At 73.2% G+C, this 14066-nt stretch carries 10 protein-coding genes; 5 read left to right on the forward strand and 5 right to left on the reverse strand.

Annotated elements, in window-relative coordinates; all coding sequences use genetic code 11:
- Window positions 1–159: 159 nt before the first annotated feature.
- Genes ACQUQF_RS09815 through ACQUQF_RS09830 form a run of 4 tightly spaced genes read right to left on the reverse strand, consistent with a single transcriptional unit; the run spans window position 160 to window position 7038 of the window.
- Window positions 160–1809: a DUF7519 family protein gene (locus tag ACQUQF_RS09815; RefSeq protein ID WP_435178241.1), complete on the reverse strand. Its 1650-nt coding sequence runs from the start codon at window positions 1807–1809 to the stop codon at window positions 160–162.
- Window positions 1806–3254 carry a DUF58 domain-containing protein gene (locus ACQUQF_RS09820; protein ID WP_435178243.1) on the reverse strand — a complete coding sequence of 483 codons (1449 nt, stop codon included), beginning with the start codon at window positions 3252–3254 and terminating at the stop codon, window positions 1806–1808. The genes ACQUQF_RS09815 and ACQUQF_RS09820 overlap by 4 nt, the downstream gene beginning before the upstream one ends.
- A complete protein-coding gene (locus ACQUQF_RS09825) occupies window positions 3251–3916 on the reverse strand; it encodes a DUF7269 family protein (RefSeq protein ID WP_435178245.1) in 666 nt (221 codons plus the stop codon). The genes ACQUQF_RS09820 and ACQUQF_RS09825 overlap by 4 nt, the downstream gene beginning before the upstream one ends.
- Window positions 3916–7038 carry a transglutaminaseTgpA domain-containing protein gene (locus tag ACQUQF_RS09830; RefSeq protein ID WP_435178247.1) on the reverse strand — a complete coding sequence of 1041 codons (3123 nt, stop codon included), beginning with the start codon at window positions 7036–7038 and terminating at the stop codon, window positions 3916–3918. Before ACQUQF_RS09830 ends, ACQUQF_RS09825 begins: the two co-directional genes overlap by 1 nt.
- A gap of 177 nt (window positions 7039–7215) precedes the next feature.
- Here ACQUQF_RS09830 and ACQUQF_RS09835 point away from each other — a divergent pair, with 177 nt between their 5' ends.
- Both ACQUQF_RS09835 and ACQUQF_RS09840 read left to right on the forward strand, forming a co-directional pair.
- A complete protein-coding gene (locus tag ACQUQF_RS09835) occupies window positions 7216–7401 on the forward strand; it encodes a hypothetical protein (protein ID WP_435178249.1) in 186 nt (61 codons plus the stop codon).
- 98 nt (window positions 7402–7499) lie between these two features.
- Window positions 7500–9245: a thiamine pyrophosphate-binding protein gene (locus tag ACQUQF_RS09840; RefSeq protein ID WP_435178251.1), complete on the forward strand. Its 1746-nt coding sequence runs from the start codon at window positions 7500–7502 to the stop codon at window positions 9243–9245.
- Window positions 9246–9278: 33 nt separating this feature from the next.
- Here the strand turns inward: ACQUQF_RS09840 and glmU are convergent, their stop codons facing one another.
- Window positions 9279–10460 (reverse strand): bifunctional sugar-1-phosphate nucleotidylyltransferase/acetyltransferase, encoded by a 1182-nt coding sequence (gene glmU / locus ACQUQF_RS09845; RefSeq protein ID WP_435178253.1) that lies wholly within the window; start codon window positions 10458–10460, stop codon window positions 9279–9281.
- Window positions 10461–10733: 273 nt separating this feature from the next.
- On the opposite strand from glmU, the gene ACQUQF_RS09850 reads away from it, so the two are divergent.
- The 3 genes from ACQUQF_RS09850 to ACQUQF_RS09860 all read left to right on the forward strand — a co-directional run bounded on the left by ACQUQF_RS09850 (window position 10734) and on the right by ACQUQF_RS09860 (window position 13759).
- Window positions 10734–11840 carry a helix-turn-helix transcriptional regulator gene (locus tag ACQUQF_RS09850; protein ID WP_435178255.1) on the forward strand — a complete coding sequence of 369 codons (1107 nt, stop codon included), beginning with the start codon at window positions 10734–10736 and terminating at the stop codon, window positions 11838–11840.
- A gap of 88 nt (window positions 11841–11928) precedes the next feature.
- On the forward strand, window positions 11929–12537 hold the full coding sequence (locus tag ACQUQF_RS09855; protein WP_435178257.1) for a response regulator transcription factor: 609 nt from the start codon (window positions 11929–11931) through the stop codon (window positions 12535–12537).
- A gap of 475 nt (window positions 12538–13012) precedes the next feature.
- A complete protein-coding gene (locus ACQUQF_RS09860) occupies window positions 13013–13759 on the forward strand; it encodes a DNA-directed RNA polymerase subunit epsilon (protein ID WP_435178259.1) in 747 nt (248 codons plus the stop codon).
- Window positions 13760–14066: the final 307 nt, after the last annotated feature.

Genomic DNA, 14066 nt, shown 5'->3' on the forward strand with positions numbered 1-14066 from the left:
TCCTCGCTCACTGCGTTCGCTCGTCCCTCGCGCAACGATGGCGGACCACAGGAGTCCGCCGTGGGAGCACGCTTCCACGAGCCTCGGCTCGCTCCGTTCGCCGAGACGCCAGCGCGCGCCAAGGCAGAAGGACAGTGCGGCACGTGAGACTGAAGAAACCTACCGCAGTGCCATCACCAGCAGGACCGCCCCGGCGACCGCCGCGAACAGCGCGACCGAGACGTCGCCCAGTCCGCCGGAACTCGGGCCGGCGGGGACGACTCGCGCCAGCGCGCCCGCCGCCAGCGCCGCGACGACCCCGACTGACAGCGCGGTCAGCGCGTGGAGGAGCTCGACCCGCCGGGTCGGGGCCCGTCGCCCGACCTCCGAGCCCAGCGTGGCGGCGAACTCCCCGGCGTCCCAGGCGACCAGCGCGGCGACCAGCCCGCCGAGCACGACCCACAGCGGCGTCGCGAGCGTCCCGGCGAACGCCGCGGCGAGGAACAGGCCGCCGCCGGCCAGCGCGGGCCCGGCCGCGCTCCGGGGGACGAACCCGAGCGCGAACGCCGTCCTGAGCGCGAGGAGGACGCCGACCGCGAGCACCAGCACGCCCGCCGCGAAGCCGAGCACGACCGTCTGGGACCCGTAGTAGGTCACGACCGCGCCCGAGAGGTCGCGGAACTGGCCGACCAGCGGCGGTTCGAGCCGGCCGGCGACGAAGCCGAGCAGCGCGTCGAGCACCGGTCGGTGGACGGCGGCCACGCCCGCGACGACCGCCAGCCCGGCCGCGAACGGGGCGTAGCCGACCAGCAGCTCCCGGGCCGAGGTCCGGGACGAGCGCCTGACGAGCGCCGCGACCCCGGCGAGCCCGCCGGCGGCGAGCGCGGTCCACCAGAGCAGGCCGCGCAGCCCCGGCGCGGCGGTGACGGCCGCGAGCGCGTCGTAGACCCCCGCGGGGAGCGTCCCGCGGAGCGCGTCGGACGAGCCCGCGAGTTCGAAGAGGAGCGCGGGCGGGACCGCGAGCAGGGCGACCGCGGCGATCCGGCCCGTCCCGCGCCGGGCCGCGGCCAGCGCGTCGGCGACCCGCACCTCGCCGACCGACGCCTCGCCCGCGAGCGCCCGGGTCGGCAGCTCCCGGAGCGCCCGGTGGACGGCGTAGCTCGCGGCCGCGAGCAGCGCCGAGAACGCCAGCAGGTGGAGCTGATTCGGCGCCGGCGCGAGCAGCCAGTCGGTCGCCGTCGCGACCAGGTCGCCGACCGCGCCCGCGACGCCGAGGTCGAGGCTCGTGACCACCGCGTGGCCCGCGAGCGCGCCGAACAGCCCGGCCGGCAGCAGTCCGACCCGGAGGGCGACGCCCAGACACCGCGTCACCGCCCGCCGGGTGACCGCGCCGCGGACCGACGCGACCGCGCCGAACGCCGCGAGCGCACAGCCCGCGAGCACCGCCAGCACGCCGGCGATGCGGAGCGTCTCGCCGACCACGCGGGTCGGCGACGGCGCCGGGAACGAGACCGCGACCGCCACCAGCGACTCGTAGCCGACGCCGGCCGCGAGCCCCGCGCCGGCGGGGACGAGCAGCAGGCTCGCCGCGAACGTCGCGGGCGCTCGCCACCGCTCGACGGTCACCAGGCGGAGCGCCACCGCGAGACAGACGGCGCCCGCTCCGGCCGCGACCGCTCCCTTCGCGACGCCCGCCGCGGTCGCCAGTGCCGCCGCGCCGGCGGCGGTGCCCAGCAGGACGACCGCGGTGCTCGCACGGGTCGGCGCCCGGTCGGGTTCGGTCGGCGCGTGCGAAACGTCGGCCTCGGCGTGCGCGTGGTCGTCGGTCATGGTCGGAGCAGGGTCTGCAGCGAGCGTTCGAGCGCGATGTCCAGCGGGTCGTCGACGTCCCAGTCGACGATCGTCGCGCCGGCGGTCCGGACGTCCCAGAGCCGGACGGCGCGCCGGGCGCCGGCGACCCTCCGGCCCGGCGAGTCGTCGGCCGCGGCGGCGTCGAGCGACGCGCCGGTCGCGTCCGGGCTCAGCACCGCGAGGTCGCGGCCCCGGACCGCGAGCGACCGGGCCAGCGCCGCCGGCCAGTCGTCGGTCACCGGCGAGACCAGCACGACCTGGGCGCGGGCCGGCAGCCGGGACAGGAGCCGCCGGACGGTCGGGTCGGGGGAGCTGCCGCCGTCGGGCGTCGCGGCGGACGTCGCGGCGTTGCCGGCGTTCGAAGTGGCGTTGCCCGCGTCCGACCCGTCGGTCGGGCCCGGGCCTCGGTCGCTCCCCCCGGCGGTCCCGTCGGTCCGCACCCGTTCCGGCGCGTCGAGATCGGCAGCGCGCGCGGCCGCCTCGAAGACGAGCCTGGCCCGCGCGGCGTCCTCGTCGGCGGACACCCACGGGAAGCCGTCGGCCGGGAGCCCGTCGGGCGGGTCGGCGTCGCCGACGCCGACCGCGGCGACGTCGGTCGCGACGTTTGCCGCGGTCAGCGCGTCGTAGAGCCGCTCGCCCGCGTAGGCCGCGAGCGCCGCCCCGTTGGGGTAGCCGGCGCTCGGCGTCGTCCGGGCGACGGGTCGGGCGTCGACCACCAGGACGGTCCGGGCCGCCCGCTCCTCCCGGAAGTTGACCGTGGTGAGATCGCCGGTCCTGGCGAACCGCCGCCAGTCGATCCGGCTGATGGGGTCGCCCGACCGGTACTCTCGGGTGGAGTGGAACTCCAGGCCCTCGCCGCCGGCGTCGGTCGAGCGGGTGCCGACCCGGCGGGGCGAGGCCCGGCCGAACGGCGCGTCGGCGACCGACCGGGCGCAGGCGAGGGTCGTCTCGCCCCCGGCCGCCACCGCGGTCGTCACCCGGTCGGTCGCGCTGGCGGTCCGGACCCGCACGGCCGGGTCGTCGAACTCGTGGTCGCCGCGCTTGGCCACGACCGAGTACGAGCGGGTCGCGGCCTCGCCGGCCCGGAGCGCGACCGCAGCCCTGGGCGACCCCGAGACAACGGCGAGCTCGTCGGGCACGCCGTCGACGACGCGCACGTCGGCCAGCGCCGCGTCGCCGGAGTTCTCGACCCGCAGGGTGACCTCCACCGCCTCGCCCGGCGCCGGGCTCGCGGGGTCGAATCTGCGCTCGACCCAGGGTTCGGTCGCGCCGGACAGCGACGAGAGCGCGCCGACCGCCACGTACGCGAGCGGGACCGCGGCGGCCGCGAACAGCCGCGGCTCGGCGTACAGCAGGCCGAGCGTCGTCAGCAGGAGCGTCCCGGCCAGCGCGCCCCGGAACCGGGGGACGCGGTCGCGGATCACGCGTCACCCCCGTCGGCGGCTCCGGCCGAGGAGTCGGCCGGTGCGAGGCGGTCGTCCTCCTCGTCGAGCACCCGGCTCACGGCGTCGACGGTCCGGTCGATGCGCCGGCGGCGCTCGGCGGCGGGGTCGAGCCACGCCCGGAGGCGGGCCAGGAGCGAGAAGGTCGGCCCGGACTCGTCGGCGAGGAACGCGGCCGCGATCGGGTCGTCGGTCCACGCGCCGGACCCGACCGCCTGGCGCGCCCGCTCGGGCGAGGCGTCTGCCGCCCGGGCCACCGCGTCGGCGGCGGTGTCGGCCAGCCGGGCCCGGACCGCGCGGAACGCCCGCTCGTCGCCCTCGCAGGCCCGGGCGACCCGGTCGTCGAACGACTCGCCGGTCCGGGCCCGGTCGACCGCCGTCACCGACTCGGGCCGGAGTCCCGGGTCGGAGAACCTGGCCGCGGCGGCGTCCGGCGGCGGCCCCTCGGGTCGGCTCGCCCGGGCCGTCCACGCGGCGTAGGCGCCGACGACCGACCCGAGGACCAGCAGCACCCGCCGGGGGTCCCTGGACGCGAGGGCGCCGACCGCCGTCGACGCGTGGTCGGCCAGCGTCGGCGAGACGACGACCGCCGCGGCCGCGAGCGTCAGGAGCGCGCCGAGGCCGCCGAGCACGCGGGTCCGCATCAGTCGTCACCTCCCGGCGTCGGGGCGTCGTCTGCTGTCTCAGTCTCGTCCCCATCCGGTCGCATCGCGCGCTCGATGGCGCTGATGGCCTCCTCGACCTGCGGGAGGCGGTCGTCCGGCGAGCGGGCGCCGTACTCGACGTCCCGGAAGGCGTCCCGGAGCGCGGCGACCGGGCCGGCCGGCAGGCCGTCGACGCGGACCGCGTGGTCGGCGAGCTCGCCGGGCGTCGCGGCCGCGGGCCGGCGGACCGAGACCGCCCGGAGGAACGTCTCCCAGGCCTCCCGGAGCGTCCGGTAGGAGTCGGCCTCGGGGTCGGCGGGCGACCCGGCGTCGCCAGACAGGTCCTCACCCAGCGCGCCCGTCGACCAGCCCCCGGTCGCGGACCGGCGGACGGCACGGAAGCGCTCGGCGAGCCAGGCCCGGAGGCGCGCGAGGAGTTCGCGCACCGTGGTCTCGCCCGCGCGGAGCTCCGCCAGCGCGGCGAGGACCGTCTCGATGGCCTGCGCGAGCCGGTCCGTCGCGCCGAACAGCAGGGCGACCGCGACCGAGGGGACCGCCCGGAGCGCCCCGAGCAGGGCCGCGGCGAGCGCGCGCACCGAGAGCCCCCGGCGCCGGGCCGCGTAGGCCAGGCCGCCCAGGAGCAGCGCCGCCCCGCCGAGCACGCCCGCGAGGTTGGCGTAGAGCCCCGAGACGGCGGTTCGCCGGGTCTGGCCCTTCGCCGCGACGACTACCTCGGCGCTCCCCCGGAACGGGAGCGGGGCGGTCGCGGTCCCGTTGATGTCGGTGGTCCGGTCGGTGCCGGCGACCCGGACGCTGGCGTTCGCGAGGGGGTCGCCGCCGTAGGTCGCGCGCACCTCGACCGGCGTCCAGGGGAGCGCGACCGGGAGCGCCGGGTCGACCGAGACGCCGAGCCGCGGTATCGTCAGGGTGCGCTCGCCGGCGACCGGACCGCGCTCGACCGCGAGGGTGACGTCGCCCGGCGACTCGGGCAGCGCGACCCGGACCCGGCCCCGCCGGTCGGTGGTGCCGACCGTCTCGTTGCCGAGGGTCACCCGGGCGTTCCTGACCGGCACGTCCTGCACCGTCGCGGTCACGACGACCTCGCTGCCGGTCGCCACCTCGCCCGAGACGGTGAGCGTCGCGTTCGTCGCCAGCGGGTACTCGGTCCCGTTGGTCTCGTTGCCGGGTGCGGCCCCGTCGGTCGAGCGCGCAGGGGCGACGTCGGCAGCGGCGAGCGTCGGTGGCGGTCCGCCCGTCAGCGCCAGCGGCGCGTCGAAGTCCGCGGGCGGTCCGGTCGGGAGTCGGGCGTCCGACCCGGGGCCGGCCAGCGACGCGGCGTCGCCGCCCGACCTGCCGAGGGTGATCCGGAGTCGCTCGGCGTAGGGGACCTGGCCGGTCACGGTGCCCGACTCGTCGGTGACGCCGACGCGCTCGCCGTTGAAGTAGACGGGGACGCCGGACGCGGCGCTCCCGTCGTCGGTTACCGTCACCGCCACCGTCGCGCCGGGGACCGGCGTCCGGTTGAGCGCGACGTCGTAGGGGCTGTTCGACGGGGTCTCCGCCGAATCCTCTCTGGTGGTCGTCTCGCGGCCGGTCTCACCGTCTTCGCCTGAACCGGTGGTGGTCGTACCGTCGGGGGTGCTCCCGTCCGCGCCGGTGGTGCCGTCGCTTCCGCCGGTCGTCCCGCCTTCGCTTCCGGTCGTTCCGCCGGATTCGCGGGTAGCGGTCCCTGACCCGGAGCCCGACGCGGTCCCCCGGCCGTCGCCGGTTCCGTCGGCTGTTCCAGCACCGGAGCCCGACGACGTCCCGGTGCCGGATTCGCCCGTCGTTCCCGCGGGCTCCCCGCCGGTCGCGGTTCCAGCGCCGGAGCCGGTCGCCGTTCCGGGTGCGTTTCCGCTGCCGGTCGTCGCGTTCTCGGCCGACCCGTTCGGCGAGAACCGCTCGCCGGGGCTGCCCGACTCGACGGGCGAGTACCGGCCGGCGTCGGCACCGGTCCGGTTCGCGAACGCCCGCTGTTCGGCCCGGAGGCGGGCGCTGCCGGGCGTCGGGTCGAACCGGACCCACCCGACCTCGGGGAAGTACACCTCGACCCAGGCGTGGGCGTTCATCGCCCGGACGCGGTAGGTGTTCGCGCCGACCGACTGGCCGGTGGAGTAGCCGACGGCGTACCGGGCGGGCACGCCCTGGGTCCGGAGCATCGCGGTCATCGCCGTGGCGAAGTACTCGCAGTAGCCCTTCTCCATCTCGAAGACGAACTGCGAGGCGACGTCCTCGCCGGCAGGCTGGGAGACGTTCAGCGAGTAGGTCTTGTTCGACTCCAGCCACGACTCGATCCGCCTGGCGGTCTCGTAGGGGTTGTCGGCGTCGGCCGTGAGGTCGTCGGTGAACTCGCTCAGCCGGGGGTCGGTCGACGCCGGGAGCTGGGTGTACTCGCGCTCGACGTCGGCGGGGTAGTCCGTGCCCGCGGTCCGGAGGAGCGCGGGGTCCCGCGGCGGGCGGTGGCTGACCCCCGAGTACGTCGTCCCGGCGGGCACTGAGCTCTCGGCGACGAGCGCGCGTCGGTCGGTGACGGCGAGCGAGTCGGTCGCGGTCCCGGAGACGGAGGCGGGCCGCCAGACGGTCGGCAGTGCGGTGGCCGACTGCCGGAGCGTGACGCGGTACCGGACCTCCCGACCTTGGATGCCGCCGCCTTCTATCGGACCGGTGTAGGGGCGGCGCTCGCCCGACCGCTTCCAGCCCGACCCGGTGTAGGTGTCGTACGCGCCGGTCCGCCAGTAGCCGGCGGCCGTGCTCCGGACGGTGAAGTGGGTCTCGGCGTTCCGCGACCGGAAGGCGCCGGCGTCGCTCGCGAGCGACCCGCCGACCGAGGTCCGGCTCCCGGGGTCGAGCGCGCCGAGGCCGCCGCCGGCGGAGCCACCGCCGCCGGACCCGCCGTACGGGTTCACGGAGGGCTGGGGGACGACCGACCCCAGCGGGGTCCGGCCGAGCCCGGCCCCGGAGACGGCGGGGACGACGACCCCCGCGAGGACCACCGCGAGCGCGCACGCGAGCGCCAGCGCGGCCCGGAGGCTGTCGCGAGACGGTTCGTCGTCGGGCAGGAGCGGTGACGGCTTCTCTGACATGTGGTGTGGGGATGCGTTCTGGGTCGCCGACCGGAGGAGACCGATCAGATTCCCGGTCGGTGACAGGTTCGGCTGGAACGTGGGCGGAGATAGGTAAAAAGACTGGTGGATAGGCGGGTCGGCGGGCGCGCGGCCGGGATGGAAATAGTTATCTTCCGGACATCTGATGGTGCTCCCATGAGCTCCCCGCTCGAACGTCCGGCCGTCCGGTACGGAATGGGCTTCACCAGCGCCGCGATCCTCGCGTTCGTCGCGTTCGCCTTCCTCGACGGAACCGTGCGATGGCTCGTGCTCGGCATGGCCGTCCTCGAAGTCGCGGTCGTCCCGCGGTTCCTCGAGTTCACCGCGAACCGGGAGGCCTGACGCGCACGGCGAACCAGGCACGTGCGAGACAGCCCGCAACCGGAAGCAGTTCCGGGGGAGACCAACACCTTTCACCCGGGCTTGCGAATAGCACGCACATGACCGACGAGTACACGGGCGCCGACCTGTTCGTCGACGCGCTGGAGCGGTACGGGGTCTCGCGGGTCTTCGGCAACCCCGGCACCATGGAGCTCCCGGTGATGGAGGCGATCGGCGACAGCGACCTGGAGTACGTCCTGGGCCTCCACGAGGACGTCGCGGTCGGGATGGCCGCGGGCTACGCGTCCACCCGACGGTACCACGCCGACCGCGCGGAGCGCGCCGGGCGGGCGGACGGCGACGACCCGGACGAGCGGTCCGACCGCGCGGCCACGGTCAACCCCGTCGGCGTCGTGAACCTCCACGTCGCACCCGGGCTGGCCCACGGCCTCGGCAACCTCTACGGGGCGGCCGTGGCGGGCGCGCCGCTGGTCGTGACCGCCGGCAACCACAGCACCGACTTCCGCCACGAGGAGCCCATCCTGTCGGGCGACCTCGCCGCGATGGCCGACGAGTTCGCCAAGTGGAGCGACGAGGTCCGGGACGTGTCGGCGCTGCCGGCGATGCTCCGGCGGGCGTTCCGGGTCGCGCTCACGCCGCCGACCGGCCCCGTCTTCCTGGCGCTCCCGCTCGACGTGATGATGACTCCGACCGACGACGACCCGGAGCGCCTCGGCGAGATCCCCGACGCGGGTCGCGGCGACCCGACCCAGATCGAACTGGCGGCCGACCTGCTTGCCGACCCCGACGAGGACGTGGCGCTGGTCGTCGGCGACGGCGTGGCGCGCTCGGGCGTCGACGCCGTGGAGGCCGCGGTCGAGTTCGCGGAGGCCGCCGGGGCGCGGGTCCACGGCGAGATCCTGGCCTGCGAGATCGACTTCCCGACCGACCACGACCAGTGGGTCTCGTACATCCCGCCGGACGAGGACCTCGCGGCCACCCTGCTCGGCGCGGACAACCTCGTCTTCGCGGGGTGTTCGACCAACACCACGCTGACCCGCCACGAGCGCGACCTGGTCGCCGACGACACCACGTGCGTCCACGTCAGCGACGACGCCTGGCAGGTGGGGAAGAACCAGCCCGCCGACGCCGCGGTCGTGGGCGACCCCGGTCGCGTGCTGACGGAACTGGCCGGCCTCGTCCGGAAGCGCCTCACCGCCGCCGGCCGCGAGGAGCGGCTCGACCGGGTCGAGATGGTCAAGCAGATGGCCGAGAGCAAGATGGCCGCGATGGGCGACGACGTTGCCGACGACCCCCGCGCCTCGAAGGCCGAACTCGTCGACGCGATGGAGCGGATCGCCGGCGACGCCTACGTCGTCGACGAGGGCGTCACCGCCAAGTACGCCATGCTGACCCGGTGGGACTTCGCGCCCGAGCAGTACGTCTCGAACAAGGGCGGCGGCCTGGGCTACGGGCTGCCGGCGGCGGTCGGCGCGGCCATCGCCGAGGGCGAGACCGACGACCCCCGCGACGTCGTCGGCTTCGTCGGCGACGGCTCGTACCTCTACTACCCCCAGACGCTCTACTCGGCCGCCCGGTACGACGTCGACCTGACGGTCGTGATCCCGGACAACCGCAACTACCGCATCCTGAAGGACAACACGCTCGACCTGTTCGGCGGCGAGGAGGACGACTACGAGTTCGTCGGCATGGACTTCGAGCCGCCGGTCGACATCCCGGCGAACGCCGAGAGCCACGGCGCCCGCGGGCGGCTGGTCGAGGACCCCGACGAGATCGAGTCCGCGCTGGCGGCCGCCCTGGAGCGGGAGGGGCCGGACGTGCTGGACGTCCTGGTCCACGACTGAATCGACGGGCGTGCGGCGAGGCGTCGAAAACCGCTACCGGTCCCGAGTCACGACCTCGCCGGGCGCCGTCGTCGCGCCCGCCGAGAGCGTCACGCCCGCGTTCAGGCTGGTGTTGATGCCCGTCTTCGCGCCGTCGCCGGCCACGACGCCGAACTTCCGGCGGCCGGTCGAGACCCGTTCGCCCTTCACAGTCAGCTTCACCGGCTGGTCGTCGTGACGGAGGTTGGCGACGTTGGTGCCCGCCCCGAAGTTGACGTTCCGGCCGAGCACGCTGTCGCCGACGTAGCTCAGGTGGGCGACGTGCGTGCCGCGGCCGAGCACGCTGTTCTTGACTTCGACGCCGTGGCCGACCTTGGCGTCTTCGCCGACGAGCGTCGCACCGCGGACGTACGCGTTCGGTCCGACGCTCGCGCCCGAACGGATGAGAGCGGGTCCCTCGACGACTACGGCGGCGTCGACCGTCGCGCCCTCCTCGACGACCACGTCGCCACGGAGGTCGGCGTCCCCGTGGACGTCACCTCGGATTTCTCGATCGAGTTCGGCGAGTTTCCACTCGTTGGCCGCCAGCAGTTCCCAGGGCCGGCCCACGTCGAGCCACCGGTCGAGTTCGACCGCCGAGACCTCGAACTCCTCGACGGTCCGGGCGAGCACGTCGGTGATCTCGTGTTCGCCGCGCTCGCTTTCCGGGACGTCGAGCCACTCGCGCGCCGCCGCCGGGAAGACGTAGGCGCCGGTGTTGGCGAGGTCGGTCGGCGGGTCGGCCGGCTTCTCGACGATGTCGGTGACCGCGTCACCCTCGGTCGAGAGCACGCCGTAGTTCGAGGGGTCCTCGACCCGGACCGCGCCGACCGATGGACCGGCGGCGAACAGGTCGGCGATCGCGTCCGCGTCGTAGAGGTTGTCGCCGTTGAGGACGGCGAACTCACCGTCGAGATGTTCGCGGGCGGCCCGGACCGCGTCGGCGGTCCCGGCCTGGGACTCCTGGACCGCATATCGCACCGGGATGCCGGCGTACTCCTCGCCGAAGTAGTCCCTGACCGCGTCGGCCTCGTAGCCGACCACGAAGACGAGTTCGTCAGCGCCTGCCTGCGCTGCCGCGTCGGCGGTGTGCGCCGCGAGGGGTCGGTCGGCGACGGGCAGCATCGGCTTGGGGAGCGAGTCGGAGAGGGGCCGGATGCGGGTCCCCTCGCCGGCCGCGAGCACGACTGCTTGCATACCAGCGGCTTCGACGCGACCCCGTTTCAGTCTCCCGGAGTCGGGCGCACGCCGGACACCTACTTAAGAGCCATGATGGATACTGCCGGTTTCTTTTCCCTTCGGGGTATCTCTTTCAGAGTACGATCCGTAATCAGTCTCGCAGACCGTCAGACCCCCGAGGAGTCCCGATGGCAATGACTTAATAACCATCGGGCCGTCATCGGTCACTACTTGCATTAGTCGCGGACCATCTCCAAAATCGAGGAAACAGATACGAAACATGGACTACGAATGAACATCGATACATCCGACAGGCGACAGCTGGAGGAGTCATCGAACGTTCTCCTACTGGCACCGCTGACTCCGACCGGCAACAGGGCGTGTCTCGAACTGCTCGCCTCCACCGCGTCCCCCGCGGAGGCGAACATCGCCGCGGTGACGTACACGCCGCCGCCGGAGACGTGGATCTCCGACTGGCGGACCCACATCGAGGAGCTCCCGGCCGAGCTGGCGTTCATCCACGCCAACACGGTCGAGACGTCGGGCGACGAGGGGACCGAGATCCCGTCGGACGTGTCGGTCGCGCGGGTGGACCCGAACCAGCCGATGGACATCATCGCGCCGCTGAGCGAGCAGCTGACCCGCTGGAAGGACAACGGCAACCAGACGCTCGTGTCGGTCCAGACGCTGACCATCCTGCTGGAGTACGTCGACTTCGACACCGCGTTCCGGTACCTCCACATCCTCACCCACCGGGTCCAGGCCGCCGACGCCATCGGGTTCTACCACATGGACCCGGACATCCACGACGAGGAGACCATCAACACGCTGAAGCCGCTGTTCGACGCGGTGGTCGAGGTGTCCGACGACGGCGAGCAGTGGTCGGTCACCGAGACGTACGGCGACCGGACCGCGACCAGCGAGCACGTCCAGACCCACGACACCGACGTCTCCATCCCCGACTCGGAGGGCGGGCTGTTCGCGTCGATCCGCGACTCGCTGTCGGGCGTGTTCTCCGACCAGGCCGGGCCCCAGCCGAGCGACCCAGCCACCTCGGGATCGAGCGCCGGGCAGCCCGAGGCCGCCGGCGAGACGGGGGCGGCCCGGTCGGCCGGCGGCTCGGCCCGCGACTCCGGCGTCGACGACCTCCCGGAGGAGGCGATGCTGACCGACGAGGACCGCATCCGGGAGCTGCTGACCCAGTACGGCGGCCGGATGAAGCAGGCCGACGTCACCGAGGAGACCGACTGGTCGAAGTCGACGGTGAGCCGCAAGCTCTCGAAGATGGAGGAGAAGGGGCTCATCACCCGGGTCCAGGTCGGACGCGGGAACCTCGTCTTCCTCAGCGGCTACGAGCCCGAGACGGCCAAATCACCCTTCGAACAGGAGACCGACTGACAGATGACGAACGCAACTTCCGAACGACTGACCGTGCGCCGTCGCCGGCCGGCCCCGCCGAGACACGGCAGTTTAAGTTCGACCGACTATGAGTGAATCACTAGAGAGCGCGAGCGAGACCGGTACCATGCCCAAGGACGCTACAGTGCTGATCGTCGACGACGAGAAGCCGATCACGGACGCCTACGCCCAGTGGCTCGAGGACGACTACCAGGTCCGCACGGCCTACAGCGGCTCCGAGGCCCTCGAGAAGCTCGACGACGACGTCGACGTCGTCCTGCTGGACCGGCGGATGCCGGACCTCTCCGGCGAGGACGTCCTGAACGAGATCCACGAGCAGGAGCTGACCTGCCGGGTCGCCCTGGTCTCGGCGGTCGAGCCCGACTTCGACATCCTCGAACTCGGCTTCGACGCCTACCTCGAGAAGCCGCTCTCGGAGGCCGAGGAACTGCTCGAGACCGTCGAGACGCTGCTCCGCCGCTCGACGTACGACGTCCAGATGCGGCGGTTCCTCTCGCTGGCGAACAAGAAGGCGGCGCTGGAGACCAAGAAGAGCCCCGAGGAGCTCGAGGCCAACCCCGAGTACGCCGAGCTCACCGAGGAGCTCGCGGAGCTGCGGGCCCAGCTGTCGGACACGGCCACGACGCTCGACGACGAGGACCTCCGCGCGGAGTTCTACGGGACCGACGGCCAGTGATTCTCCTCTCGGACGAACTGGGCGAACCGTAGCGAGAGCGCCCGATCTGACAGATCGTTCGGTCAAGTAGCTCGTACTACTGAGTGGTGCGTTCGTCATCGCCGCGCTCGACCCGGCGTGCGCTTCTTAGTGCGCCTCTCCGATACAACACGTGGACAGAGAGCACTCCTCTCGACGAGAAGCCGCGAGAATTCTCCCTCGTATCTATCCCTTGTCGCCGGAACGACTTAAGCGGAATCGCGCTGCGCTCGACCGGGGTCCGCCGGCGCTTCCGCGATTCCTCCGTCGCCGTGGTGCGTCTGTTTTCGCCGAGGAGCCCGATCCCCCTAAAGAGCCCTGGCGACGAGGAGCTACGACGGAGAGACGGACTCGTGCTGCGCCACTCGACGCTCAGCGGCTACCCGGAGGGCCGGTGTTCCTGTCACGTTGCCGAGAGGCGCATGTTTAAACTATCCCGGCCGAGTACGGGCGACTGATGACCGAGGGGTGGACCGACCAGTCGGCGCCGACGTGGCAGTCCGAACCGGTCGGCGACGACGGAGAGGCGCAGCGACCGTTCAGCCAGCGGCCCGGCGACGGGGCGGTCGGTCGGGCCGACCTCCAGCGGGACCAGACCGTCCGGAAGTGGGGCCCCGTCACGCCGAGCGCGACCCAGATCGGCCGGGCGGAGTCGCCCGAGGCCGACCTCTCCGAGAGCGTGCGCCGGCTCCACGAGGAGCGCCACTCGGCGATGGCCGGCCACAGCGCGCGGATGCACCGACTCGACAAGCTCCGCATCGCCCACGCGCTGTGCAACGACCTCTCGCTGACTCCCTGGCAGCGCGACCGGGTGGTCGGCATCATGGCGGACCTCGACCTGACGGCGTTCGGGAGCCAGCGCGCCATCCCGAAGGTCGCGCTTGTGGTCATCCGCCACGTCGTCGACCGCGAGCGCGAGCACTACCTCGGGCTCCACGACCGGGAGTGGATCCAGCAGCTGCCGCCCGAGCGGCTCGACGAGCTCTACGACCAGTTCCGGTCGATCACCGACGAGGAGGAGTTCTCGGCGCTCGTCGCCAAGCACGGCCTCGACGTGACCAGCCTCAACCGGCTCCGGCGCGTGCTGAAGGACCAGCTCGGCGAGCAGGACCTGGAGGACGCGGTGTACGGTCGGAACCCCTACCGGGACCCGAACCTGCCGAGCCTCGACGCTCGCCGCGCGGACGAACCCCACGAGGAGTAGCCGGCCGAGCAACGACTGGGGATGAGAGGTCCGGAGAACGGCGGAGACGGCGAACGCAGAGCGAGCGAATCTTCCTCGTATATACCCGTTGTCGCCAGAGCCACTTAAAGAGCGTCCGCAATCGGCGTCGTTTTCGTACTCGATTCAATCCCCGCCGACGCACACACCACTGACGGCCGGAACAACTGCGGCCGGACAACCGTCGGAGATGGCGGCGGCTCTCGAATAGCGTCCGTCAGAACGAGGTCCGCTTCGCCTCGTATCTATCCGTTGTCGCCAGAGCTACTTAAAGCGAATCTGGGAGTGG

The organism is Halorussus sp. AFM4 (genome assembly GCF_051194995.1).
Lineage (GTDB): Archaea > Halobacteriota > Halobacteria > Halobacteriales > Haladaptataceae > Halorussus.